24 protein-coding genes and 1 pseudogene are annotated in these 25,036 nt (G+C 70.1%); 12 read left to right on the forward strand and 13 right to left on the reverse strand.

Annotation, left to right across the window (positions count from 1 at the left end):
• The first annotated feature begins 7 nt into the window (after positions 1-7).
• From ACFYTQ_RS34995 to ACFYTQ_RS35005, 3 genes are all read left to right on the forward strand, one after another.
• Positions 8-1,330 carry a glycoside hydrolase family 1 protein gene (locus tag ACFYTQ_RS34995; protein ID WP_387370172.1) on the forward strand — a complete coding sequence of 441 codons (1,323 nt, stop codon included), beginning with the start codon at positions 8-10 and terminating at the stop codon, positions 1,328-1,330.
• Positions 1,331-1,520: 190 nt separating this feature from the next.
• Positions 1,521-2,063, forward strand: coding sequence for a TerD family protein (locus ACFYTQ_RS35000; RefSeq protein WP_387370175.1), 543 nt, complete (start codon positions 1,521-1,523; stop codon positions 2,061-2,063).
• A 170-nt stretch (positions 2,064-2,233) separates the two neighbouring features.
• Positions 2,234-3,559: a bifunctional o-acetylhomoserine/o-acetylserine sulfhydrylase gene (locus tag ACFYTQ_RS35005; RefSeq protein ID WP_387370177.1), complete on the forward strand. Its 1,326-nt coding sequence runs from the start codon at positions 2,234-2,236 to the stop codon at positions 3,557-3,559.
• Between the two features lie 43 nt (positions 3,560-3,602).
• Here ACFYTQ_RS35005 and ACFYTQ_RS35010 read toward each other — a convergent pair whose 3' ends face one another.
• Positions 3,603-4,796 (reverse strand): NADH:flavin oxidoreductase, encoded by a 1,194-nt coding sequence (locus tag ACFYTQ_RS35010; RefSeq protein WP_387370179.1) that lies wholly within the window; start codon positions 4,794-4,796, stop codon positions 3,603-3,605.
• Between the two features lie 148 nt (positions 4,797-4,944).
• Here ACFYTQ_RS35010 and ACFYTQ_RS35015 point away from each other — a divergent pair, with 148 nt between their 5' ends.
• The gene (locus ACFYTQ_RS35015) at positions 4,945-5,715 is read left to right on the forward strand and encodes a VOC family protein (protein ID WP_387370181.1); all 771 of its coding nucleotides are present in this window, start codon (positions 4,945-4,947) and stop codon (positions 5,713-5,715) included.
• A gap of 5 nt (positions 5,716-5,720) precedes the next feature.
• Here the strand turns inward: ACFYTQ_RS35015 and ACFYTQ_RS35020 are convergent, their stop codons facing one another.
• The 4 genes from ACFYTQ_RS35020 to ACFYTQ_RS35035 form a co-directional block, all read right to left on the reverse strand.
• On the reverse strand, positions 5,721-6,713 hold the full coding sequence (locus tag ACFYTQ_RS35020; RefSeq protein ID WP_387370183.1) for a zinc-binding dehydrogenase: 993 nt from the start codon (positions 6,711-6,713) through the stop codon (positions 5,721-5,723).
• A 5-nt stretch (positions 6,714-6,718) separates the two neighbouring features.
• Positions 6,719-7,141 (reverse strand): organic hydroperoxide resistance protein, encoded by a 423-nt coding sequence (locus ACFYTQ_RS35025; RefSeq protein ID WP_387370186.1) that lies wholly within the window; start codon positions 7,139-7,141, stop codon positions 6,719-6,721.
• Between the two features lie 10 nt (positions 7,142-7,151).
• The gene (locus tag ACFYTQ_RS35030; protein WP_387370188.1) at positions 7,152-7,589 is read right to left on the reverse strand and encodes a MarR family winged helix-turn-helix transcriptional regulator; all 438 of its coding nucleotides are present in this window, start codon (positions 7,587-7,589) and stop codon (positions 7,152-7,154) included.
• Positions 7,590-7,704: 115 nt separating this feature from the next.
• Positions 7,705-8,268, reverse strand: a complete 564-nt coding sequence (locus ACFYTQ_RS35035) for a type 1 glutamine amidotransferase domain-containing protein (RefSeq protein WP_387370190.1) — start codon at positions 8,266-8,268, stop codon at positions 7,705-7,707.
• A gap of 97 nt (positions 8,269-8,365) precedes the next feature.
• Here ACFYTQ_RS35035 and ACFYTQ_RS35040 point away from each other — a divergent pair.
• Positions 8,366-8,992, forward strand: a pseudogene (locus ACFYTQ_RS35040) (UdgX family uracil-DNA binding protein); the annotation flags it as partial.
• A gap of 1 nt (position 8,993) precedes the next feature.
• Here the strand turns inward: ACFYTQ_RS35040 and ACFYTQ_RS35045 are convergent.
• Both ACFYTQ_RS35045 and ACFYTQ_RS35050 read right to left on the reverse strand, forming a co-directional pair.
• Positions 8,994-9,266, reverse strand: a complete 273-nt coding sequence (locus ACFYTQ_RS35045) for a hypothetical protein (RefSeq protein ID WP_387370193.1) — start codon at positions 9,264-9,266, stop codon at positions 8,994-8,996.
• Positions 9,267-9,539: 273 nt separating this feature from the next.
• The gene (locus ACFYTQ_RS35050; RefSeq protein ID WP_387370195.1) at positions 9,540-11,771 is read right to left on the reverse strand and encodes an MMPL family transporter; all 2,232 of its coding nucleotides are present in this window, start codon (positions 11,769-11,771) and stop codon (positions 9,540-9,542) included.
• Between the two features lie 156 nt (positions 11,772-11,927).
• Between ACFYTQ_RS35050 and ACFYTQ_RS35055 the strand changes: the two genes are divergently transcribed.
• The 5 genes from ACFYTQ_RS35055 to ligD all read left to right on the forward strand — a co-directional run bounded on the left by ACFYTQ_RS35055 (position 11,928) and on the right by ligD (position 17,886).
• Positions 11,928-12,374 carry a hypothetical protein gene (locus ACFYTQ_RS35055; protein ID WP_387370197.1) on the forward strand — a complete coding sequence of 149 codons (447 nt, stop codon included), beginning with the start codon at positions 11,928-11,930 and terminating at the stop codon, positions 12,372-12,374.
• Between the two features lie 69 nt (positions 12,375-12,443).
• On the forward strand, positions 12,444-14,429 hold the full coding sequence (locus tag ACFYTQ_RS35060; protein ID WP_387370200.1) for an ArnT family glycosyltransferase: 1,986 nt from the start codon (positions 12,444-12,446) through the stop codon (positions 14,427-14,429).
• Between the two features lie 45 nt (positions 14,430-14,474).
• Complete coding sequence (locus ACFYTQ_RS35065; protein ID WP_387370202.1) at positions 14,475-15,326, forward strand: AraC family transcriptional regulator; 852 nt, start codon at positions 14,475-14,477, stop codon at positions 15,324-15,326.
• A 258-nt stretch (positions 15,327-15,584) separates the two neighbouring features.
• A complete protein-coding gene (locus ACFYTQ_RS35070; protein WP_387370205.1) occupies positions 15,585-16,913 on the forward strand; it encodes a family 1 glycosylhydrolase in 1,329 nt (442 codons plus the stop codon).
• Positions 16,914-16,941: 28 nt separating this feature from the next.
• Positions 16,942-17,886 carry a non-homologous end-joining DNA ligase gene (gene ligD / locus ACFYTQ_RS35075; RefSeq protein ID WP_387370245.1) on the forward strand — a complete coding sequence of 315 codons (945 nt, stop codon included), beginning with the start codon at positions 16,942-16,944 and terminating at the stop codon, positions 17,884-17,886.
• Between the two features lie 8 nt (positions 17,887-17,894).
• Here ligD and ACFYTQ_RS35080 read toward each other — a convergent pair whose 3' ends face one another.
• Both ACFYTQ_RS35080 and ACFYTQ_RS35085 read right to left on the reverse strand, forming a co-directional pair.
• Positions 17,895-18,206: an EthD family reductase gene (locus ACFYTQ_RS35080; RefSeq protein WP_387370206.1), complete on the reverse strand. Its 312-nt coding sequence runs from the start codon at positions 18,204-18,206 to the stop codon at positions 17,895-17,897.
• A 213-nt stretch (positions 18,207-18,419) separates the two neighbouring features.
• A complete protein-coding gene (locus tag ACFYTQ_RS35085) occupies positions 18,420-18,608 on the reverse strand; it encodes a hypothetical protein (RefSeq protein WP_387370209.1) in 189 nt (62 codons plus the stop codon).
• Between ACFYTQ_RS35085 and pip the strand changes: the two genes are divergently transcribed.
• Positions 18,598-19,587 (forward strand): prolyl aminopeptidase, encoded by a 990-nt coding sequence (gene pip, locus ACFYTQ_RS35090; protein ID WP_387370212.1) that lies wholly within the window; start codon positions 18,598-18,600, stop codon positions 19,585-19,587. The genes ACFYTQ_RS35085 and pip overlap by 11 nt on opposite strands.
• Positions 19,588-20,036: 449 nt before the next feature.
• On the opposite strand, the gene ACFYTQ_RS35095 is transcribed toward pip, so the two are convergent.
• Positions 20,037-20,624: a TetR family transcriptional regulator gene (locus tag ACFYTQ_RS35095; protein WP_387370214.1), complete on the reverse strand. Its 588-nt coding sequence runs from the start codon at positions 20,622-20,624 to the stop codon at positions 20,037-20,039.
• A 66-nt stretch (positions 20,625-20,690) separates the two neighbouring features.
• Between ACFYTQ_RS35095 and ACFYTQ_RS35100 the strand changes: the two genes are divergently transcribed.
• Complete coding sequence (locus ACFYTQ_RS35100; RefSeq protein ID WP_387370217.1) at positions 20,691-21,476, forward strand: class I SAM-dependent methyltransferase; 786 nt, start codon at positions 20,691-20,693, stop codon at positions 21,474-21,476.
• Between the two features lie 113 nt (positions 21,477-21,589).
• Here ACFYTQ_RS35100 and ACFYTQ_RS35105 read toward each other — a convergent pair whose 3' ends face one another.
• The 3 genes from ACFYTQ_RS35105 to ACFYTQ_RS35115 all read right to left on the reverse strand — a co-directional run bounded on the left by ACFYTQ_RS35105 (position 21,590) and on the right by ACFYTQ_RS35115 (position 24,471).
• A complete protein-coding gene (locus tag ACFYTQ_RS35105; protein WP_387370219.1) occupies positions 21,590-22,147 on the reverse strand; it encodes a hypothetical protein in 558 nt (185 codons plus the stop codon).
• A gap of 68 nt (positions 22,148-22,215) precedes the next feature.
• A complete protein-coding gene (gene lexA / locus ACFYTQ_RS35110) occupies positions 22,216-22,872 on the reverse strand; it encodes a transcriptional repressor LexA (protein ID WP_387370221.1) in 657 nt (218 codons plus the stop codon).
• A gap of 48 nt (positions 22,873-22,920) precedes the next feature.
• The gene (locus tag ACFYTQ_RS35115; protein WP_387370223.1) at positions 22,921-24,471 is read right to left on the reverse strand and encodes an LCP family protein; all 1,551 of its coding nucleotides are present in this window, start codon (positions 24,469-24,471) and stop codon (positions 22,921-22,923) included.
• Positions 24,472-25,036 lie beyond the last annotated feature (565 nt).

Consider the following 25,036-nt stretch of genomic DNA (forward strand, 5'->3'; position numbering starts at 1 on the left):
AGCCTCGATGCCGTTGAGTCGCCGTCACGCCCTGGCCCTGGCCACCGGAGCCGTTGCGGCCCTGACCGTTCCGGCCCGCGCCGGGGCCCGTCCCGCCCCGGCGCCGACCGTCGCCCCGGTCGGCCCGGGGTTCCTGTGGGGAGTGGCCAGCGCCGGATTCCAGTGCGAAGGCTCCGCGCCCGACAGCAATTGGCGCCGTTACGTCGACGCCACCCCGAGCTACGACCGGTACGGCGACGCGGTCGACTTCTTCCACCGCTACCGCGACGATGTGGGTCTGGCCGCCGGGCTGGGCGCGGGAGTGTACCGGATCAGCGTGGAGTGGGCGCGGGTGCAGCCCCGGCCGGGGGAATGGGACGAGGCGGGCTTCGCCTTCTACGACGCGGTCATCGACGCGATCACCGCCGCCGGGATGCGCCCGATGCTGACCCTCGACCACTGGGTGTATCCGGGCTGGGCGGCCGAGCGCGGCGGCTGGGCGCATCCGGCGATGGTCACCGATTGGCTCGCCCACGCGCGAAAGGTCGTGGACCGCTACGCCTCTCGCGATCCGCTGTGGGTCACCTTCAACGAGCCCGCGGCGTATCTGCTCAACGAGACCACCAACGGCGGGCTGCCCGCCGCGGCGGTGCCGGTGATGCAGCAGGCGCTGGTGCGCGCGCACAACGACATCTACGACCACATCCACGCCGCGCAGCCGGGCGCGCTGGTCACCAGCAACCTCGCCTACATCGCGGGCACGGCCGAGCCGGTGGTCAACGGCCCGATGATCGACGCGATCGCCGCGCGCCTGGACTACGTCGGCATCGACTACTACTACGGGTTCAGCCCGCAGTCGATCGCGCAGCTGTCCCCCGACGCGATGAAACAGCTGTGGACGCTGCCGTTGCAGCCGGAGGGCATCTACTACGCGCTCGACCATTACGCGCGCCGCTTTCCCGGCACCCCGCTCTACATCGTGGAGAACGGCATGCCCACCCGCGACGGGGAACCCCGCGCCGACGGCTACACCCGCGCCGACGACCTGCGCGACACCGTGTACTGGATCCAGCGCGCGCTCGCCGACGGCATCCCGGTCCTCGGCTACAACTACTGGTCGATCACCGACAACTACGAATGGGGCAGCTACACACCACGTTTCGGCCTCTACACCGTCGACGTGCGCACCGACCCGACCTTGACCCGCCGCCCCACCGACGCCGTCGCGGCCTACCGCGACATCATCGCCGCGCGCGGCGTCCCCGCCGACTACCGCCCCACCCGCGCCCCCGCCACCTGCTCCCTGGTCGACGCGCCGGACAGCTGCACCGACCCGGTGACCGTCCCCTGACCCGGATTCCGTTGGCGGCCGCCCGGTTTCGTCGGCCGCCCACGCGACCGTCCCGGATGCCGCATGCGCCGCAACCGATTCCGTCGCCCCCGGGCCGAACTCGCGGCCCGCCCGCTGCCCGTCCCCGGCGGGGCCTAGAGTGGACGCCGACGGCGCGGGCGGGTCGCGGCGGTGACGAAGGGGACAGCGGATGGCGATCGCCTTGCAGCGCACCGACGGCAGCGCCATCGACTTCCTGCTCCTCGGGGTGGGCTGGACGCCGGTGACACGCTGGAAGCTGTTGTCCAAGCGCACCGCCCGCGTGGACCTCAACGCGGTGGCGCTGCTGTACCGCGGGGCGTCGCTGGCCGAGGTGGTCTACCACGAGCAGATGACCTCCAGCGACGGCGCGGTCCGCCTGCACGGCGACAACCTCACCGGGGAGGGACCCGGCGACGACGAGGTCATCTCGATCGAACCCGGCCGTCTCGCCCCCGACATCACCCGCGTGTTCCTCGCGGTCACCTGCTCCACCGGCGAGGCCACCGACCTGCGCGACGCCTACTGCCGCCTGCTCGACGGAGCCTCCAATGCCGAACTGCTGCGCTACCCGATGCACGACCGCACGCATCCGGGACTGCTGATGGGCGCGCTCGTGCGCGCGCACCCGTGGCAGTTCCAGCAGATCGCCAGCCCGCTGTCGGCACGGCACCCCGTCGACGTCGTGCCCCAGCTCGAGCGATACCTGCTGTGACACCCCGAGTGAACCCCGGGCGACCCGCCGCCCGTATGACTCGGTGTGCCGCCCGCGCCGCGCCGTGAATTCGGATCGAGCCGAGCGGAATACTCGCCTCACACCGCGCCGGTTCCTACCGTGCGGAGGCACACTCGACCCATCCCACGCCGACTGGAGAATCAGCACCGATGACCGATTCTGCCCTGCCCGCCGACCCCACCGCCGACTGGAGCTTCGAGACCAAGCAGATCCACGTCGGCCAGCTGCCCGACGGCACCACCAACGCCCGCGCGCTGCCGATCTACCAGACCACCTCCTACACCTTCCGCGACACCAGCCACGCCGCGGCGCTGTTCGGGCTGGCCGAACCCGGCAACATCTACACCCGCATCATGAACCCCACCCAGGACGCCGTCGAACAGCGCCTGGCCGCCCTCGAGGGCGGGGTCGCGGCGCTGCTGCTGTCGTCGGGACAGGCCGCGGAGACCTTCGCGATCCTCAACCTCGCCGCCGCCGGCGACCACCTGGTGTCCAGCCCGCGCCTGTACGGCGGCACCTACAACCTGTTCCACTACACGCTGCCCAAGCTGGGCATCGAGGTCAGCTTCGTCGACGACCCCGACGACCTCGACCAGTGGCGGGCCGCGGTGCGCCCCAACACCAAGGCGTTCTACGGCGAGACGATCTCCAACCCGCAGAACCACATCCTCGACATCCCCGGCATCGCCGAGGTCGCCCACGCCGCGGGCGTCCCGCTCATCGTCGACAACACCGTCGCCACCCCGTACCTGATCCAGCCGCTGGCCCACGGCGCCGACATCGTCGTGCACTCGGCGACCAAGTACCTCGGCGGGCACGGCGCGGCCATCGCGGGCGTGCTCATCGACGGCGGCCGCTTCGACTGGACCGTCCGCGACGCCGACGGCAACCCGCGCTTCCCCGGCTTCACCGAACCCGACCCCAGCTACCACGGCGCGGTGTTCGCCGACCTCGGCGCGCCCGCCTACGCGCTCAAGGCCCGCGTGCAACTGCTGCGCGACCTCGGCTCGGCCATCGCCCCGTTCAACGCCTGGCTCATCAGCCAGGGCCTCGAGACGCTGAGCCTGCGCATCGAACGCCACGTCGCCAACGCCGAGGCCGTTGCCAGGTTCCTCACCGAACAGCCCGGCGTGGAGAAGGTCTACTACGCGGGCCTGGAATCCTCCCCCTGGTACGAACGCGGAAAGACGTTGGCCCCCAAGGGCGTCGGCGCCATCGTCGGCTTCGAGCTGTCCGGCGGCGTCGACGCGGGCAAACGGTTCGTCGAGGCCCTGACCCTGCACAGCCACGTCGCCAACATCGGCGACGTCCGCTCCCTGGTCATCCACCCCGCCTCCACCACCCACTCCCAACTCACCCCCGACGAACAACTCAACGCGGGCGTCACCCCCGGCCTGGTCCGCCTCGCCGTCGGCATCGAGGGCATCGACGACATCCTCACCGACCTGCGCGCCGGATTCGCCGCCGCCAGTTGATGTTTCGTGGGGCGCCCGGCGCGGGCGCCCCACGACCCACCGATCACGAACCCGGCGCCACCGGGTCCAGCCGATACACACACCGCGTCCCGGTGTAGATGGTCGGCATACACAGATTGCAGTGCACACACGCCGACGGGGTCGCCGCGTCGGCCTGGATGCGGTTCACCAGGTCGGGTTCGCGCAGCAACGCCCGGCCCATCGCGACGAAATCGAAACCCTCGGCCATCGCGCGATTCATGGTGTCGCGGTTGGTGATTCCGCCCAACAGGATCAGCGGCATCGACAGCTCGCGGCGGAACTGACGGGCCCGGTCGAGCAGATACGCCTCGTGATACGGGTATTCGCGGAGGAAGAAGCGGCCGACCGCGCGCATCCCCCAGCGGGCGGGCACCGGCAGCGTCTTGGCGAACTCGCGGCGGGGGGCGTCGCCGTGGAAGTACAGCATCGGGTTGAGCAGTGAACTGCCCGCGGTCAATTCGAGGGCGTCGAGCGTGCCGTCCGCCTCGAGCCACGCGGCCACCCGCAAGGACTCCGGGACGGTGAGGCCGCCGCGGAAACCGTCCTCCATATTGAGTTTCGCCGTCACCGCGAGCCGGTCGCCCACCGCGTCCCGCACCGCCCGCGCGATCTCCCGCGCCAGCCGCGCCCGATTGGCGAGACTGCCGCCGTACCGGTCCTTGCGGCGATTCAGCAGCGGGCTCAGAAACGAGCTCACCAGATAGCTGTGCCCGAAATGGATCTCCACCGCGTCGAATCCGGCCTGCTCGGCCAGCCGCGCCGCGTCGGCGTGCTGGGTGATCACCTCGGCCACCGCCGCCTCGTCCGGCACGTGCATCGGGCGCATCCCCAGCGGACTGAACAACCGGCTCGGCGCCAACGCCGGGGCCCGGTTCGACGCCGCGTTCGCCACCGGACCCGCGTGCCCGATCTGCGCGTTGGCCGCCGCGCCCGCCGCGTGCACCGCGTCGGTGAGCCGCCGCAACCCCGCCACCGCCTCCGGCCGCATCCAGATCTGATGCCGATCGGTCCGCCCGCCCGGCGCGACCGCGCAATACGCCACCGTGGTCATCGCGACCCCGCCCGCGGCCATCTCCCGATGGAACGCGATCAGCTCGTCGGTCACCAACGCGCGCGGCGTCCGGCCCTCGAACGTCGCCGCCTTGATCACCCTGTTACGCAAGGTGATCGGCCCCAGACGCGCGGGAGCGAACACCTCCCGGTTCTGCTCGGTCACCCCGAAAGTGAAACACGTTTCATTTCAGGTGGCAATCGTCCGCAGGACGCGCCACCGAGCAAATTCCTGGATTATCCCGCCGATCCGGTGTTACCCCCGTGGTGTGGCCCACCGCGACACCGGGCCCCGCTCGACGAAGGACAATCCCGTGCTCACCACGAAATACATTGCAGGCGTACCCAATTGGCTCGACCTGGGCAGCCCCGACCCCGACACCGCCGCCACGTTCTACCGCGAGGTGTTCGGCTGGGACACCCGCGACGCGGACCCCGGCGGCTACACCTACTTCACCCACGACGACGCCATCGTTGCCGCCCTCGGCCCCCTCACCGAGGACGACGCCGACCCCGCCTGGACCGTCTACTTCCACACCGACGACCCCGACGGCATCGCCACCGCCGCCGAACACGCCGACGGCGAGATCCGCCTCGCCCCCACCGACCTCCCCGGCGGCGGCCGCATCGCCGCCCTCACCGACCCCCAAGGCGCCCGCTTCGCCGTCCTACGACCCGCCGACGACCACGGCGGCCTCGACAAGGTCGGCGCCCCCGCCGCCCTCTGCTGGGTCCAACTGTCCAGCTGCGACGCCGCCGCCTTCGCCTTCTACCGCGACGTCTTCGAGTGGCGCACCGAGGCATTCGAGGTCCCCGGCACCAGTTACACCCTGCTCGCCCCCGCCGACAGCGACCCGAAACAGGCCGCCTTCGGCCACGAACAACTCGCCCAGGGCGAACCCGCCCACTGGCTGCCCTACTTCTGGGTCGAGGACGTCGACACCACCCTCACCACCATCGAACACCACGGCGGCACCATCCTGCGCCCCGCCACCGACGCCGCCTACCTCGGCCCGATCGCGATCGCCGCCGACCCCAGCGGCGCCCGCTTCGCCCTCACCACACCGAAACCCGTGCGCGACTGACCATCTCACCCCGCCCGCGGCGACAACGCCACCTTCGCCGTGCGCCCCGGCCGCTCGGCCGCCGTCACCGCCTCACCGATATCGGCCAGCGGAAAACTCGTCTCGATCCCCATCCGCAACACCCCGCCCGCGGCCAGATTGAACAACTCCGCGAACAACCGACCCCGCGCCTCCGCCCCGATCTCCTCACCCCGCCGAGCGGCCCAAAACCCCTTCACCACAGCCTGTTTGAAGATCACCGGCCCCGACCCGATCAGCATCGGCCGCCCCGACAACGCCCCGAACGAGATCAGCTCACCCCGCTCGGCCAACAACTCCATCAACTCCCCCGCCGCCGCACCACCGACCTGATCGACCGCCGCCACGATCGGCTCCCCGCCCGTCGCCTCGGCCACCCGCTCCTGCCACCCCGCCTGCTCGGTCACCACCACCGGCCCGAAACCCGCCGCCCGCAACGCCTCCGCCGACGCCTCGCTCCGCACCAGACTCACCACCCCCACCCCACGCCGCTCCGCCAGCAGATTCAGCAACCGGCCCACCGCGCCACCCGCCGCGTTCACCGCGATCCACTGCCCGCGCTCGACCCCCAGATCCTCGAGCAACAACAACGCGCTGAACGGCATCGACACCAACTGACTCGCCGTCTCGTCGTCCACCGACTCCGGCACCGGCGCCACCGCCGCCGCCTCGGCCAGGAAATACTCCGCCCAGGTGCCCTGCGCACCCGCCACGGCCACCCGCTGCCCCACCTCCACATCGAACACGCCCGGACCGACCGCATCGATCCGCCCGACCGCCTCGGTGCCCGGAATCGCCGGCAGCTCCGGCCGATACCCGTACACGCCCCGCACGATCGCCAGATCGTGATTGTGGATGGGCGACAACGACGTCAGCACCCGCACCTGCCCCGGACCCGGCTCCGGCACCGGCCACTCCGCCGCGGCCAACACCTCCTTCGGCTCCCCGAACCGGCCCAGAACCACCGCCCGCATATCCATCCCCGTCAGTCCTCGGCCACCACGAGCTCGACATCGATATTGCCGCGCGTCGCGTTCGAATACGGACACACCTGATGCGCCCGCTCGGTCAACTCCCGCGCCTGCTCCGGCGACACATGCGGCAACGTCACCTCGAGGGTCACCGTCAACCCGAAACCACCGTTGTCCAGCGTGCCGATCCCGACCTTCGCCCCGACCGCCGAATCATCGACATTCGCCTTCGCCTGCGTGCCGACCAACCGCAACGCCGAATGGAAACACGCCGCATACCCCGCGGCGAACAACTGCTCCGGATTCGTGCCCTGGCCCGAACCACCCATCTCCTTCGGAATCGCCAGCGCCACATCGACTTTCCCGTCGGTGGTGCGCGCGTGCCCGTTGCGGCCGTCCCCGGTCGCCAACGCCTCGGCGGTGTACACGACGTTCATGGCTGTTCTCCTATCGAATATGCGAATCGAGGGCCGCCGTCAAACGCCGCAGGGTCTCCCGCAGCGCGGTCAGCTCCTCGACGGACAGGCCGGTGGCGGTCAGCATCTCCAGCGGAATGCAGGCCGCGTCCGCACGCAACGCCGCACCCCGCTCGGTCAACCGGATCTCGACCCGGCGCTCATCGACCGCCGAACGACTCCGCTCCACCAACCCCGCCGCCTCCAACCGCTTCAACAACGGCGACAACGTGCCCGAATCCAGCGACAGCGCGGCGCACAACTCGCCCACCCCGCGCTCGTCCCGCTCCCACAGCACCAACATCACCAGATACTGCGGATACGTCAGCCCCAACGCCTCGAGCTTCGACCGATACACCGCCGTCATCGCCCGCTGGGCGGTGTACAGCGGGAAGCAGACCTGCTGGTCGAGGGTCAGGGGGTCGGTCACGAGCAACAATCTATGACGCAATTGGATTGTGCGCAACACAAATCCGCGTGACCCAGCCCACCTCCACCCACGACAAGGGCCCAACACCACGAAAGGTGTTGGGCCCCACCGATTGTCACGACCTACCGGTCAACTCCTGCGTGATGGCGTCCACGAAGTCGGGCAGATCATCGGGATTACGCGAGGTGATCAACGCCCACCCGCTCCCGTTCGAGCGACACGCAGACTCGTCCACCCACTCCGCCCCCGCGTTGACGATGTCCGTACGCAACGACGGATACGACGTCAGCGTCTTCCCCGGCAGCACACCCGCCTCCACCAACGCCCACGGGCCGTGGCAGATCGCCGCGATCGGCTTACCCGCGTCGGTGAACTCGCGCACCAGCGCCGTCGCACCCTCGGCAATGCGGAGCTTGTCCGCGTTCACCGTCCCGCCCGGGATCACCAGGATGTCGAAATCGCTCGCGTGCACGCCGTCCAACGCGGCCTGCGGCTGTTCGGTCGTATCGGGCTCGGTGTCGTGCTGGAAGGTCTGAACCTGCTCCTGCTTCACCGCGGCATGGGTCACCTCGGCCCCACGCTCACGCAACCGGTCCCGCGGCACCACGAGTTCGTCGTGCTCGACACCGGTATTGGACGTCACGATCAGGACCCGCTTGCCCTGAAGTTCTGCGGCCATGAGCTTCTCCTTTCGTGAACCACCCCCGCACTACCCGGCCCGCACCGGGCCAAACGGCGTTTCACCAGGTCCGGCCCGGGTACACGAGCCACGTCGACCAGAAGGAGGAACCGCCGTGAGCGCCGCCGAATTCGTTCCCGACACCACCGACCTCGCCGCCCTGGCCGAGGCCGCCGACGGCTGCCGCGGCTGCGACCTCTATCGCGGCGCGACCCAGACCGTCTTCGGGGAAGGCCCCCGCGACGCGCACGTCGTCTTCGTCGGTGAACAACCCGGCGACCGCGAGGACCTCGCCGGACACCCCTTCGTCGGACCCGCGGGCCGCCTGCTCGACCGCGCTCTCGACGAGGTCGGCATCGACCGCGACACCGTCTACCTCACCAACGCGGTCAAACACTTCAAATTCACCGAACGCGGCAAGCGACGCATCCATCAGCAACCGGCCCGCGGCGAGATCACCGCCTGCGCCCCCTGGCTGTCCGCCGAACTCACCGCCATCCGCCCGGAACTCGTCGTCTGCCTCGGCGCGATCGCCGCCCGAGCGGTCCTCGGCCCCTCCTTCCGCGTGAGTCGCCAACGCGGACAGGTCATTTCGCTCGACGATCACCGGGCAATCGCCACCGTGCACCCCTCGGCCGTGCTGCGCTCCCCCGACCGCGAGGACGCCTACCGGCAGTTCGCCGCCGACCTCCGCGTCGCCCACGACGCCATGGCCCTGCACTGACCTATTCCAGCGCGGTCCCCATCATCACCCCGACCACGGTCGTCACCAACCCCACCGCCAACACCCCCGCCGCCGCGATCGAGGCCCGCCGCCGATTCCCCTCGGACCGCCGCGCCACCGACACACACCACGCCAGCGCCACCGCCGTCCCCGCGACGTGAATCCACACCAGATACCGCAACAAGGCGGTGGACGTCTCTGATCCGGGCGGCGCCTCCGGCTCGGGATCCGGCAACTGCGCCAACACCGCGTCCTGCACTGCGCTGAGACTCATGTCGGGCCCGCCCTTCCGACCGCCCGGCCCCGGCGTGTCGCCGGGTACTCCCAGGAGGATTCCACCTACGCGCGAGCAGCAAACGGACAGCATTCAGAATTCCGTCCACGGCTCGGCTCAGGGTCTTCTCCTCATTGCGGTTTTTGATGAGGTGTCTTGGTTCGGGTGTCGCGTCCGCCCGACACGCTACGAATTTTCATGTTTAGATTCGCATATGTGAGTACCGGTATTGAATTTACTACCGCCGCAGCCTGTTTGCTCTAGCCGCAACCATCAGTTCCGCACGGCCACTTGGTTTTTCGTCGACTCTCCCCTACTCCAGAAACCCGGCAGCCACCAGTTCCACTCCCCCAACAGCCGCATGAAGGCGGGCACGAGAACCATCCGCACCACCACGGCGTCCACGGTGACCGCGACGGCGAGGGCGAAGCCGATCTCCTTCAGCTCCAACACATTCGCGCTCACGAAGCTGCCGAAGATGACGACCATGATGGCCGCCGCCGCGGTAATGGGACGCGCCGTGTGCTCGATGCCCTCGGCCACCGCGGCCTGATTGGCCTCGGAGCCGCTCTCCCCCGCGGCGTCCCAGCGCTCCTTCATCCGGCGGATGAGGAACACCTCGTAATCCATCGACAGTCCGAACAGGATGACGAAGACCGTGCAGGGCAGGAACACCTGAAGATAGCCGGGGCTGTGGAAGCGCAGCAACGACTCGCCCCACCCCCATTGGAAGACCGCGACGGTGAGGCCCAGGGCCGCACCGGTGGCCAGCAGATTCATCGCTATCGCCTTGAGCGGCAACACGATACTGCGGAACGCCACGACCAGGAAGGCGAACGACACGACGAGGACGAAGGCGATCACCCACGGCAGCCCGCGAGTGATCTGGACGGAGAAGTCCGCCAGACCCGCGTTCGTCCCGCCGACCGCGACATCGATCGCGGGCAGTTCCCGCGCCCGGTCCCGCAGATCGCGCACCAGGCTGTCGGCGCGCGGATCGTCGAGGGCGGCCGTGGGCACGACGATCACCAGCGCACGCCCGTTCGCCCGCTGCTGAATCGAGGTCGCCACCCGATCGTCGCCGCGGAATCCGGCCACGAGCCGATCCAGTTGCGCCGCGCCCTCGCGACCCAGGTCCGTATCCCCCGGCCCGGTCGCCACGACCTCGATCGGGGCCATCGTGCCCGGCGGGAACTTCGCCGCGACCGTCTGCGCGGCCACCCCCGCGCGGCGATCCGCCAGACTCCCGATACCCATGTTCAACCCGTAGTCGATCCGCAGCAGGGGCAGCGCCGCGACCACCAGCACCGCCGTCGCCGCCAGGCCGAACACCACCGGACGACGCATCACCACCCGCGCCCAGCGATACCAATTGCCGTGCCGCGCGGCGCTTTCCGCGGAGACCGCCGCGGGTCGCAGGCGGGCGGGCAGCGCGCCGCGGTTGACGGCCGGGCCCAGTTCGGCGAGCAGCGCGGGCAGCAACACCATGGCGACGGCGAGCGTGCCGAGCACCGCGACCGACACCGCCAGGGCCAACCCACGGAACGTCGACGCGCGAATGACGGTCAGCGCGATCACCGAGACGGCCACGATCACCCCGGACGCGAGGACCGTCCGCCCGGCGGTGTTCATGGCGATGCCGACGGCCCGCGCCACGCCCGGATCGTCGCGGCGGCTCACCCCGGCCCGTGCGAGTTCCTCGCGGTAGCGGCTGACCACGAACATCGCGTAGTCGATCCCGATGCCGAGCCCGATCATCGACGCCATCGAATTCATCAGCACGTCGATGCCCGTCCCGAAGGACAGCAGGAACATCACGCCGTTGACCAGCAGAATCCCCGCCAGGCCCACACCCACCGGCACCGCCGCGGCCACCAGCGCGCCCAGCGCCACGACCATCACCAACAGGGCCACGGGCAGACCGATCGTCTCCGCGCGGGTCAGGTCGCCGCGTTCGACCGCCGCGAGATCGTTCTGCAACGGCAGATACCCCGTGGCCGCGACATCGATGCCGGGCGGCGCGGAGCGAGCCAGCCGGTCCTGGATCTCGGCCACCCGCGCGGCCCGCTCGCGCGGCGGCCCGGACATTCCGATGAGCGCGAGGGCGGTGTGCCCGTCGGCGGAGATCTGGCCGCCGCTGTCGTACGGTCCGAGGACACCGGTGATCCCGTCGGTCCCGCGCAGCGTGGCGAGCGCGGCGTCGACGGTCGCGCGGTAGCCCGGATCGGACGCGGGCAGCGTGGCCGAATCGAACACGATCAGATCCTGTTCGTCGCCCAGATTCGGAAAGTGTTGGCGCACAAGCTCACCCGCGCGCAGGTACTCGGCGTGGTCGGGATTGAAATCCGGTGCCCGCACGCGGGATTCGAGCGCGGGATAGGCCACCGCGCACGCCGCGAGCAGCACCACCCACACCGCGAGCACCGCCCGCCGATGCCGCGCGACGAACTCGCCCCACCGCGCCGCGGGCCCCGTCGGCCGCTCGACCGCCTCGATCACGCTCATGTCGCCTCCGCCTATGAACCCGTGCCGCAACCGGATTCGCTCCCCGCGTCGGACCCTACCCGGCTCCGTGCGCGCGGACGACATACCGCGGTCCGAGTCGAAACCGATACCTTGGTAGGAGCGTTCTCGCCCGACTCATCCATTACGGTGTCCGCTATGGCGCTCATCGAGATCGAAGATCTGCCCGCCCGCACCGTCGACGTGCTCCGCCGCCGTGCCCGCGCGGCGGGTCTCGCGCCGGTCGATTACGTTCGCCGCGAACTGATCGCGCTCGCCGGTCGTCGCGTGCCGATCGACGCGGTGGTCGAGTTCCTGGCGGCGGAGCGGCCCGACGACCTTGCGGCGCAACCCGATTCGGCCGCGGCGGCATTGATCGAGACCTACGAGCTGCCCGCCGAGGCGTGGACCGTGCTCGCGCGCCGGGCCGCCGCGGCGGGGGTGACGCTGAGCGATCACGTGCACGCCGAACTGGTCGCGATTGCGCGCCGCAGCACGATCGACGATCTCATGTACGAGTTCGAGGAAGCGCAGCAACGCGATCCGAGTCTGCGCATCGATATGGCGGCCATCCGCGAATCGTTGCGGTACGTGCGCGGCGAATAGGTTCGCGTTCTCAGCGTTTTCCCAGCCGACGGTCAGCGCGCTCACCGGCTGGCGTGCGACGCTCCCGCGGTGACAGCGACCATCGCCGAAACCACGCCATCCGAATCGCCCGATTCCCGCGCGAGCGGCCTACCGTCCGCCCGGCCCGCCGAACGGGTCGGCCTGGCGGTGCTGCTGCTCGCGACGGCAGGCGCCTACCTGTGGAACATCACCGTCAACGGGATGGGCAACTCCTTCTACGCGGCCGCGACCTGGGCGGGCTCGCGGGACTGGAAGGCGCTGCTGTTCGGATCGCTGGATCCCGGCAATTTCATCACCGTCGACAAACCGCCGCTGTCGCAATGGATCATGGGTCTGTCGGGGCAGCTGTTCGGCTTCGGCAGCGCGAGCATGCTGGTGCCGCAGGCGCTCATGGCGGTGGCGGCGGTGGCGTTGCTGTACGCGACCGTGACCCGGGCGACCGGCAGTCGCGGCGCGGGCCTGCTCGCCGGATTCGCGCTCGCCGCGACGCCGGTGGTGGCATTGATGTTCCGGTTCGACAATCCGGACGCGGTCATGGTGCTGCTGATGACCGCGGGCGCGTACTGCACCGTCCGGGCGCTGGCCGCCGCGGCCCCGGGCTGGCTCGTCCTGGCCGGTGCCGCACTGGGTTTCGCGTTCCTGGCCAAGATGCTCGAGGGTCTGATGGCGCTGCCCGCGCTGGCACTGGCCTATCTGATCGTCGCGCCGACCACGTTCGGCAAGCGGATCCTGCACCTGCTGGCCGCGGCGGGGGCGCTGGTGGTCTCGGCCGGGTGGTACGTGGTGCTGACCATCGTGTGGCCGGAGTCGTCGCGACCGTATCTGGCCGGGTCGAAGGACAACACGTTCATGGATCTGGTGCTCGGCTACAACGGGTTCGCCCGGTATCTCGGTCAGAATCATCGGGGGCACAACCCTTTTCAGTTGCCGGAGGGATATCGGTTCCCGCAGCAGGGGCCGGGCGGCGGCGGGTTCGGCGGTTTCGGTTCCGGCCCGACGCGCCTGTTCACCGGGGAGATCGGGTTCGAGATCTCGTGGCTGCTCCCGGCCGCGGCGCTGGCGTTCGTCCTCGTGCTCGTCGCGCGGCGCAGTCGCGGGCGCACCGACCTGGTGCGGGGCGCGGCGCTGGTGTTCGGGCTGTGGCTGCTCATCGACGGCATCGCGTTCTCGGCGATGAAGGGCGGGATGCACGCCTACTACACCCTCGCCATCGCCCCGGCGGTGGCCGGATCCTTCGCGCTCGGGGTGCACGAGATGTGGCGGCTGCGCGCGACCGCGCTGGGTCGTCTCGGGGCGGCGGGGCTCGTACTGTGTTGTGGCGGTTGGGGTTTCGTGGTGCTCGGCCGGAACGCGGGGTGGCAGCCGTGGTTGCGATGGACGGTGCTCGCCGTGTCGGTGGTCGCGGCGGTGTGGTTGTTGGGCGCGCTGGTGTCGGCGTGGCCGCGGCGACTGTCCGGGGTGGCGCTCGTCGTGGGGCTCCTGGCCGGGCTCGCGGGGTCGACCGCGTACGCGGGAGCCACACTGCCGCAGGCGCATACCGGCGGCAGCCCGACGGTGGGTCCGGCGCGACCCGAGCGGCCGGGAGCCCTGGGAGGATTCCGGCAGGAGATCGCGCTGTTCACCGGCACCGGCGCGGTCGATCCGAGGCTGGTGGACATGTTGCGCGCGACCCGCACCCGGTGGTCGGCGGCCATCGACCGCTCCTCCCCCGCCGCCGGACTCGAACTGGCCAGTCGCACACCGGTGCTGGCCATCGGCGGATTCACCTCCGAGGATCCGGTGCCGACCCTGCCGCGATTCCAGGACATGGTGCGCGACCACGAGATCACCTACTATCTCGCGCCCGAGGTGCGGTTGCCCGATTCCTGGCGCGTGCCGAACCACGCGAATCCGGCGCCCGCGCAAGCGGATCCGGACGCCGGGTGGTGGCGACCGGTGGGGAACAAGGCCATCTACGACTGGGTGGCGGCGCACTACCCGGTCCAGCACCTGCCGGGACTCGCGGTCTACGACCTCACCACGCCCGCGCACTGAGCGGTTGCGGGCGTGTCGCCCGCCACACTCGGTAGCGTCGTAGCCGTGGATGTGCTCGCGGAGATGCTGCAGGGGATCCGCGCGGAGGGATCGTTGCTGTGGCGGGCCGATCGCCAGTCACCGTGGTCGTGGCTGGCGGATCGGTCCGCGCCGCTGACCCTCTACGCGGTGTTGCACGGCCACGCGTCGCTCAGCCGCGGCGCCGATGCCGACGAGTTGCGCGCGGGCGATATCGCCCTCATCCGCGGCGGCGCGGACCACGCGCACGGGCACTGCGCGACATTGCGCGCGCCCGCGCCGGGCCACGGCCCGCGCGCGGTGGTCATTGCCGGAACCTACGGCAGCACCGATCTCGCCGGCCGCAGGCTGCTCGACGCCTTGCCCGAATATGTCTGTGTCACAGCGGAATCCGGCACCTCGCCCGCGCTGGCATTGCTGGACGAGGAGATCGACACCATCGGCCCGGCCCGGCAGGTGGTGCGGGACCGGCTGCTGGTGTCGCTGCTCGCGCACACGCTGCGGGCGTGGCTGGCGGGCGCGGAGCCGGATTCGCCGGGATGGCATGCGGCGCTGGGGGATCCGGTGGTGGCGCGCATCCTCTACGCGATCCACTCCAGTCCGGGTCATCCGTGGACGGCCGAATCGCTGGCCGCGCACGCGGCGGTGTCGCGCGCGACGCTGTATCGCCGCTTCATCGCCCTGTTCGGGGAGTCGCCGCTGTCGTATCTGACCAGTCGGCGGATGACCCTCGCCGCCGGGCTGCTGGCGGGCGGCGAACCGGTGGCCGCGGTCGCGCGGAAGGTCGGCTACACCAATCCCTTCGCGTTCAGCACCGCCTTCCGCCGCCACCACGGCAGGCCGCCGCGCAGCCTGCATCCGCAGGACCGGATCTGCTGATCGGCCGATTGGGTCCGGCCATGTCCACTCCCGGCGAACCGACGCGCTCACGACGGCGTGATGGGGCGAGCGTCACGTAGCGGCCGATGCGCGTCGAGAGCACGTTCTCGGGACTGTTCTCGCTCGAGCGGTCGAGGCGGGCGTCCGGCACGGAACGCTGCGCGCCGAGCCCGATCCGGGGTGCGTGGCCCGGCCTGAGCGCGCGACACGCCGAAGCGCGACACAGCAAGAAGCTATCGCGTAGCTACTGTTGCTGGAATGCGACAGTCAACGCATCGGCGGCTCGTGGCGGCGGGGGTCGCGCTGGCTTCCCTGCTGACGACCGGCGTGGTGGCGGCCGCCGCCCCCGCACCGGGCGCGGGCGCGCTGCCGTCCTTGGGCGAGGATTTCCTCTGGGGTGTGGCCGCGTCGGGCTTCCAGTCCGAAGGCGCCGCGCCCGAAAGCAATTGGACCCGGTACATCGCCTCCGGCGCGGTCGAGCCGTACCAGGATTCGGTGCGGTTCCTCGATCGATACGCCGCCGACATCGACCGCGCCGCGCGGCTGGGCGCGAAGGTCTTCCGCATCAGCGTGGAATGGGCTCGGGTGCAACCGGATCCGGACGGCTGGGACGACGCCGCCTTCGCCCGCTACGACGCGATGGTCAACGCGATCATCGCCGCCGGGATGCGCCCGATGCTCACCCTCGATCACTGGGTGTATCCGGCCTGGGCCGCCGATCGCGGCGGCTGGCGCGATCCGGGCATGGTCGACGCGTGGCTGGCCAACGCCCGCAAGGTGGTGGAGCACTTCGCCGCCCGCGATCCGATCTGGGTGACGATCAACGAGCCGGGCGCCTACCTGGGCACCGAGCGGCGGATCGGCGCGCTCACCGACGAGCAGTGGCCCGCGGCGATGGACCGGCTGGCGCAGGCGCACAACGCCATCTACGACGACATCCATCGCCTCCAGCCCGGCGCCTGGGTCACCAGCAACATCGGTTTCGTGCCGGGCGCGGAGACCGAGGTGAATCAGCCGTTCGTCGACAAGGTGCGCGACAAACTCGACTTCATCGGCGTCGACTACTACTTCGGCCCCGACCCCGGACCACGGGACGGGGCCACCGCGGCGGGGGCGCCGGAGATGTGGAATCTGCCCCTGCAAACCGATGGCATCTATTACGCGCTGCGGCACTACGCCCGGCAGTTTCCCGGCAAACCCCTGTACGTGGTCGAGAACGGGATGCCGACGGAGAACAACGAGCCGCGCCCGGACCACTACACCCGCGCCGACCACCTGCGCGACACGATCTACTGGTTGCAGCGGGCCAAGGCCGACGGCATGAACGTCATCGGCTACAACTACTGGAGCCTCACCGACAACTACGAATGGGGTTCCTACACACCACGTTTCGGGCTCTACACCGTGAACGTGGTGGACGATCCCCAGCTCGTGCGCCATCCGACCGACGCGGTGGAGGTGTACGCCACGCTGGCCCGCGACGGCGGGGTGCCCGCGAACTATCATCCGACCCGCCCGCCGGTGTCGTGCTCGCAGGTCGATCCGCCCGACAGCTGCACCGAACCGGTCGATCCGGTGGAACGGTAGCCGCGCCGTGCCCCCGGTTCCGGCGCCCATGCTCGCCGTCGCGGGACGGCCGCCGGAGGGCGCGGGGCGGGACTGGGCGATCGAGATGAAATGGGACGGCGTGCGTTCGGTGACCCGCTGCGGCGGCGGCAGCTGCCAATTCACCAGCCGCAACGGACGCGATGTCACCCGCGCGTATCCGGAACTGGCCGAGGCGGTCGCGGCGGTGGCGGGCCGGCGCGACCTGCTCGTGGACGGGGAGATCGTGGCCCTGGACCCCGCGACGGGCGCGCCCTCGTTCGCGCGGCTGCAACACCGCATGCACGTGGTCCGCCCCGGCCCGGCGCTCATCGCGGACTATCCGGTGCAGTTCTTCGTGTTCGACCTGCTCGCCTCCGAGGGAACCTCGCTGCTACGGCTGCCCTACACCGAGCGACGCGCCCGCCTCGACAAACTCGCCCTGTCCGGCCCGTCGGTGCAGGTGCCGCCGTACTGGATCGACGTCGACGCGGACACGATGCTGAAGCTGGCCGCCGACCACGCCCTGGAAGGCATTGTGTGCAAACGCCTCACATCGATCTACGAACCCGGACGCCGCTCCCCCGCGTGGATCAAGACACCCCTGCGCCGCACAACCGAGGCCGTGGTGGCCGGCTGGAGCCCCGGCAGCGGCCGATTCCACCCAACCTTCGGTTCCCTGATCCTCGGCGCACACGACGCAGAGGGGCAGTTACTGCACATCGGCAATGTCGGCACCGGTTTCACGGTCGCCGACCGGCGGGTCCTACGCCGCACCCTCGACGAATTGGCCCGCCCGACAACACCGTTCGACATCCCGCCGCCCCGCACGGTCACCGCGGTGGCGCACTGGGTCGAGCCGGTACTGGTCGCGGATATCGAGTATCGCGAGTACGCGGGGGATGGGCTGCGCCATCCGAGTTGGCGGGGGTTGCGGGACGACAAGTCACCGAGCGAGGTGACGGTGCCTTCCTAGAGCCACGCTCAGGGCGTGCCGTTCCGCACCGGATAGTGGATGACGACCGCCCCACCGGTGGCATAGTTGGCGACATCCGCGGCCACCCGCCGCCCCTCCGGCGACTCCCGCGCCGCGGTCATAGCGGCGGCATCGGCGAACTCGGCCTCGAAGACCGCGAAGTACGGCGTCTCCCCCTCCGTAGCCGCCACCTCGAAGCTGTAGCGCCACGCGAGCAGTCCGGGCATCCGCGCGACCAGCGGAAGATGGGTGTTCACGTAGTACTCGCGGAAGTGGTCGGGATCGGCGGGCTCGGGATACAGAACCACCAACTTGTGCACGACAACCTCCGTTCAGCGTGAGGTGGACAGTAGATCAGCCCCACACCAAGATCAAGCATCTTACGAACGACCCGATCTCCGGCCACACCCGACGCTTGCTTGATACACGAGATCCGTTGTAGCACAGAGAATCTCGGCAACCACCCTCGCCGCCGAGGCGTTGCCGCGGCGGTACGGACCGGGCTGGTTCAGCGCACCGACGCGGCGGTCGCGTCAGATCGTCAGCACCGCCTTACCACGCACGGTTCGCGCGGCGAGCGCCTCGAACGCCTCCGGTGTCCTCGTCCAGTCCATGTGGGCATTCCAGCCTCGCGCGTATCCGAAGAAGTCGGCGAGGTGGATCTGGGCGCCGTCGCGGGATACGCCGTCGTCTTCGGTAACGTCACGAAGCGTGGTCGACAACGTGGAAGTGCGGGCCGCCGGACTGTTGACAGTCGGCGACGATCACGAGATCTACTGGGAGGAGTCGGGAAACCCCGACGGTATCCCCGCCGTGTACCTGCACGGTGGTCCGGGCGGCGGCCTCGGGACCGGTGCCTACCGAAACAAGTTCGCCCCGGCGCGGTTCCGCATCATCGGCTTCGACCAGCGCGGCTGCGGGCGATCGACGCCGCGCGCGACCACCCCGGACTACAACCTGGACCAGAACACGACACCCCATCTCATCGAGGACATCGAGCGGATTCGCGAACACCTCCACATCGATCGGTGGCTGGTCAACGGCGTCTCGTGGGGTTCGACCCTGGCACTGGCCTACGCACAGGCTCATCCCGAGCGGGTCCACGGCATGGTGCTGATGGCGGTCACCACCACCGACCGATTCGCCGTGGATTGGATAACCGAAACGGTGGGCGCGGTCTATCCCGAAGCCTGGGACCGCCTGGCCACCCATGCCGAGCAGGCGGGCATCGGCTACCGGCGCGGCAACGGCCGCCTCATCGAGGCTTACGCCCAGCTGATGACCCATGCCGATCCGGCGGTCCGCAGCGCGGCATCCCGCGCCTGGACGGAGTGGGAAGACCACCACATCGCGATCGGAACCGGTGGCGTACAACGAAATCCCCGCTGGGAAGACGACGAGTTCCGAGAACTCTTCGCGACCCTGGTCACCCACTACTGGGCCCACGACGGATTCCTGACACCGCCGATCCTCGACCGCATGGACTGCCTGCACGGCATCCCGGCCACACTCATCCACGGCCGTCACGATGTCAGCGGCCCCGCCGTGCTGGCCTGGCGACTACACCGCGCCTGGCCCGCAAGCGAACTCATCATCGACGAGAGCGAAGGCCATGGCGGCCCGGCAATGGTCCAGGCGTGGCGGGCCGCGAACACGCGCCACGCCGACAGGATCGACACCGAGCGGAGCATGCGACATTAACCGTCCAACGGACACCCTATCGCTGCCAGTTGGCTGGCCCCCGATTGGTGCCGGATACACAGGGGTCCTGTTCGATATATCGCAGCCCCGTGCGGAGCGGTGTCGTGGTGGACCACGAAGGCGTAGTTCCGCTGATTCGGATTCAGCTTGTTGATCGGCAGACTCGCGTTGGTGACACAGGCACCTGTTCGAATTCGTGGTCGCGCCCGCGGGGGCGACTGCAATCCTGATGTGGCGGCGCGAGTTTCGCGGTCATCGGTGTTCAGTCGTGGTGGTCGAGGTGCCAGCGGGCTCGGAGAGCTGGCAAGCCATTTTCCAGCGCCGTTGTGATGGGCGCCCTCCGACAGCAGATCATCGTCGATCCAGACGGGGACAACACTACGGAAGCGTTACGGCACAGGTGAATTCAGAGCGCCGACGCGGTACGGCACAACGGCCTCGATAGATCGTCAGCGCAGCACGCCCGCCAACACCGTGACCACCACCCGGCGAATCGCCTCCGGTTCCGGCGGCCCCTCGGCGCGATCCGTGTACAGAAGCTGCGCCGCCCCGATGAGAGTCGGTGCGAGCGTATCGATATCGGCGTCGGCGGCGAGGCGCCCGCGGTCGCGCTCGGCCGTGAGGTACGCGGCGATCAGGGCGGCGGCCTCGCCGACCAAAGGGAAGCGGGCGGTGCCCGCCGCGCGGAGGCGGGCGCGCAGTTCGTCGCGGGCGATGACGAGGACGACGATCGCGACCATGACGGGGTCGAAGAGGTTGGTGAGGGCGGCGGTGAGCAGGTCGGGGACGGTGCCCGTGCCCGCGGCGTCGAGCAGGGCGACGCGCTGGAGTTCGACGCGGGCGATGCGGTCGAGGACCAGCTCGGTGAGGAAGGCGTCGAAGTCGGCGAAATAGCGGTGCAGCACTCCTTTGGCCACGCCCGCCTCGGCGGTGACCGCACGACTCGTGAGAGCCGCGGCCCCGTCGCGCAGCAGCACGCGCTCGGCGGCGGCGAACAGCTGCCGACGCGGATCCTGTAGCGCCACACCGGTTGGCACGCATCCCTCCTTTCACTCGGAGCGAACACATTACTTCAGTGGGCATGCGCCCATTAGAGTGGGCGCATGACCACTCCTCCCGCTCCGCACACGCATCGCCGCATGGCCGAGTCCTTCGGAGTCGACGCCGAACGGTACGACCGCGCCCGGCCCCCGTATCCGGTCGCCATGATCGAACGGATCGTCGCGGCCGCGCCCGGCCCGCGCGTCCTCGACGTCGGCTGCGGGACGGGTATCGAGGCCCGCCAGTTCCGCGACGCCGGGTGCGTGGTGCTCGGCGTCGAACCCGATTCACGCATGGCCGAATTCGCGCGCGGCACCGGGATCGAGGTGGAGGTCGGCACCTTCGAAGCGTGGGACGCGGGCGGCCGCGTCTTCGACGCGATCGTCTCGGGCACGGCCTGGCATTGGGTGGATCCGGTCGCGGGCGCGGTCAAGGCCGCCCAGGTGCTGCGCCCCGGCGGGGTGCTGGCCCCGTTCGGTCACGTCTACCAACTCCCACCCGCCCTGACCGAGGCCCTCGCCGCCGCCTTCCGCCGCGCGGCCCCCGACTCACCCCTCACCCTCACCCCCGACCGCCCGATGCTCGACGCCTACGGCGCCCTCTACACCCGGGCCGCCGACGCCATCCGCGAGACGGGCGGCTTCACCGCCCCCGAGATCCGGCGCTACGACTGGCACCGCACCTACACCCGCCCCGAACTCCTCGACATGCTCCCGACCACCGGCGGCCTGAGCACCCTCCCACCCGACACGGTCACCGAAATCCTCACCACCCTCGACACCACCCTCACCGACACCCCCCTCACCATCCCCTACGCCACCTGGGCCCTCACCACCACCCGCCTCTGACCCGAACCCCCACCCCCGCAAGGCAACCCAGCCGCACCCTTTATTCGAATCCGCACCCGTTGCAGAGCCCCGAAGGGGGTGCGGATGCGAACAAAGGGTGCGGCTGGGGTTGGTCAGGTGGGGGTGGCCTCGGCTTCGGCGGCGGTGAGGTCGGAGTCGGAGATGAGGGGGGTGTCGGGGTCGGGGGCGGAGTGGGGGGTGAAGCGGAGGGCGGTCATGTAGGGGGTGGGCTTGCCGCGGCGGGCGTCGAGGAATTCCTTGGTGTAGTAGGCGCGGGCCTGGTCAGGGGAACGGGTGCCCTCGACGATGTCGTGCATGAGGTTGAGGGTGAGCAGGTTGGCGGGTTCGTCGTGGCAGCGGGAGCGGACCTCGCCGGTGGTGCGGTCGAGGGTGAGGCTGCCGTCGAACCGGGCCAGGGTCGAGTACATGGCGACCGGGACGGGATAGTCGATCACGGCCTCGATCGAATCCGTGTGCGGCGCTGGGAAATTGTGCTCGGCGTAGGCGCGCGAGGCGGTGATGCGTTTCCACGGGCCGACACCGTGCCAGGTCAGGGCGCTGTCGGTGGCCTCGTGCGGGGCGCCGTAGGTGTCGAGCAGACGTCGCGCCGCCTGCCGCGCGGGCTGCGGCCACTGCTCGATGGCCGCCGGATTCGTCGCTGCTGTCGTCATGACCTGGTCCTCGGTTCGGTGTGCCGGGATATATCGACTCCGTACCCGGCCCGAATCGAGACAAACGATCACATGCGCCGCATCACCGACACCACCCGGCCGAGGATCACCGCCCGATCCCCGTCGATGACCTCGTAGGCGGGGTTGCGCGGCTCGAGGAAGACGTGCCCGCCGCGCCGCCGATAGACCTTCACCGTGGCCTCCTCGTCGATCATGGCGGCCACGATGTCACCGGAATGCGCCTCGTGCTGCTGGCGGACCACCACGATGTCGCCGTCGCAGATCGCCGCGTCGATCATCGAGTCGCCGCGCACCCGCAGCGCGAAAACCGTTCCGCGCCCGACCATCTGACGCGAGAGGGTGAGCATGTCGTCGGTGTGCTCCTCGGCGAGGATCGGCGTGCCCGCCGCGATGTCGCCGACCACCGGGACCGCCACCGCGTCCTCGTCGCGCTCGCGCGGCGCGGCCGACCGCAGGAACAGCCGCACATCGATCGGCCGCGCCACCGTCTCCCCGCGCCGCAGGAAACCCTTGTCCTCCAACGCCTTCAGATGTTTCGACACCGACGACGTGGACCGCAGCCCGACCGCCTCGCCCAATTCCCGTGTGCACGGCGGATATCCGTGGCGCACCACCCACTCCTGGATGGTGGCGAGGATGCGCTGCTGGCGCGGCGGCAGGGCCGAGGTGTCGAGGTGGTCGAACGCGTCGTCGTATCCGGTCACCGGGGCATCCTACGGGTGCACCCGCCGCGAACGAGCGCGCGCCGCGCGTCAATTCACACAGGGAATATCGGACCCGATGCTCGTGGTGACCGGCTTACCGGAGTCGGGCAGGCCGTCCATACCCGAACTCGCCTGCGCCGCAGCGGAACTCGACGTGGAGGTGGCGGCGGACCCGCTCGTGGTCGTCGTGCTCGTCGACGAACCGGAGGACGCCGAATCGTCGGGCAGGCTGAAATCGCTGCCCAGCACGACGCGCACATGCCCCGCCTCCACGTTCTTCGACGGCGCGGTGGGCAGCCCGCCGAGCATATCGGCGACCTGGGTGGCGTCGGCGTCGGTACTGCTGGACGGGTAGTAGACCACCGAGCTGGAGCCGTCGCCGTACTGCGCGTTGGCGGCGTCGCCCTGATGGAAACCCTTGCCCGCCAAGAAGTTCAGCACCTTGCCCGCCATGCCCCCGCCCGCGCCCGAATTGCGCACGTCCACGGTGCTCAGCGGCGCGGTCTTGGGGGCGGTCGGCTGCGGCGCCTGCACGCCGAACGCGGCGCGCACGGTCTTCTTGATCTCGGCGGGGTCGACGACGTTGACGTCCTGGCCGTCGACATTGTCGTACGCCTTCACCGGCAGCGTCTGGAACTCGATGGGGATCGACCCGGCCTTGCCCATGGTCTGGGCGAAGTCGAGCAGGTTCCAGCCCTGGGAGAGCACCACGTCGTTCTGCGCGGCGGTGATCAACTGCTGCAACTTGCCGACATTGGTCAGCGTCCCGGAATCCTTGAGCTGCTTGGCCACCGAGGTGAGGAACGCCTGCTGGCGGTGGGTGCGATCGAGGTCGCCGTTGTCCAGGCCGTGCCGCTGGCGCACGAACGACAGGGCGTTGGCCGCGTCCAGATGCTGCCGCCCGGCGGGGAACACCGCGCCGGAGTAGTACTCGTCGTTGACCGCGTGGTTGAGGCACACGTCCACGCCGCCGAGGATATTGGCCAGATCGTAGAACCCGACCAGCGAGATCTCGGCGAACCGGTTGATCGGCACCCCCGTCAGCGCCTTGACGGTCTGCACGATGGATTCGCGCCCGGCCTCGCGGCCCTGCCGCTCCAGTTCGACCTTGTCCTTGACGCCCTGGTTCTCCAGTTTCTGCTCGACCGTGGCCTTCTTCAGGCCGTACGCCTCCTTGATCTTGGCGTGGTCGTAGCCCGGGATGCCGCTCACCGCGACGTAGTCGTCGCGCGGGATGGAGAAGGCGGTGATCTTCTTCAGATCCTTCGGAATGTGCACCAGGATCAGCGAATTCGCGTTGTAGCCGCCCTCGCTGCCGTCGCCCGCGTGCAACTGGTCGAGGATGTCCTTGGGCAGGTCGTTGCCGTTCTGGTCCTTGCGGGTGTCCAGGCCGATGAGCAGGATGTTCAGATCGCCGTCGAGGGCGGCCGCGTCGGCCTCGCTGATCACGTTGGACCGGGTGAAGCCCTCGTTCACGCTGCGCTCGGTGTAGTAGGCGAATCCCGTGCCCGACACCACGATCACGGCCGTGGCCGCCGCGGCCAGCCGCCCCGCCATCCGCGCGGCACGAGCCGCCTTGCTGGGCGGCCGCGCGGCCATAGCGCGCCGAGTGGCCCGATTCGGCTTCGCCGGTTCGTACCGATCGGTCGGAGCGTCGGCGAGATCGGCATCGATGCTCCGGGTACGTCGAGCCCGATCGCCCTCGGCCGCCGCCCGGCTCCGCCGACCCGAAACCCCATCGGAAGCCGCTGCGGCAGACCGGCTCCGCCGCCCGGCCGACTCCTCCGGAGATACCGCGGCCCTCCGCCCGCGCGGACCCGCGGACTCCTCGGGAGATACGGCAGCCGTCCGCCCGCGACGCGCCGCCGACTCCTCCGGCGATGCCGCGGCCGACCGCCCGTGACGCCCGGCCGACTCCTCGGCGGGTCCCCCCGCCGACCGTCCGTGGCGGCCGGTCGCCTCCCCGGAAGGCGTTGCGGCGGAACGGCTTCGGCGGCCCACCGGATCGGCCCCGCTCCCCCGCTCCCCGCGCGGCACGGCCTCGCCCGATTCGGCTCTCCCCCGTCGGCTCGGGCCGGGGGGTTCGCCGCGGCCGGGCCGCTCGGCGGGGGCGCCGGACCGATCCGTGGCCTCGTCCTCGGGTCGCGCGTGCCGGGCACGGCGG

The sequence above is a fragment of the Nocardia sp. NPDC004068 genome, from assembly GCF_042874315.1.
Classification (GTDB): Bacteria; Actinomycetota; Actinomycetes; order Mycobacteriales; family Mycobacteriaceae; genus Nocardia.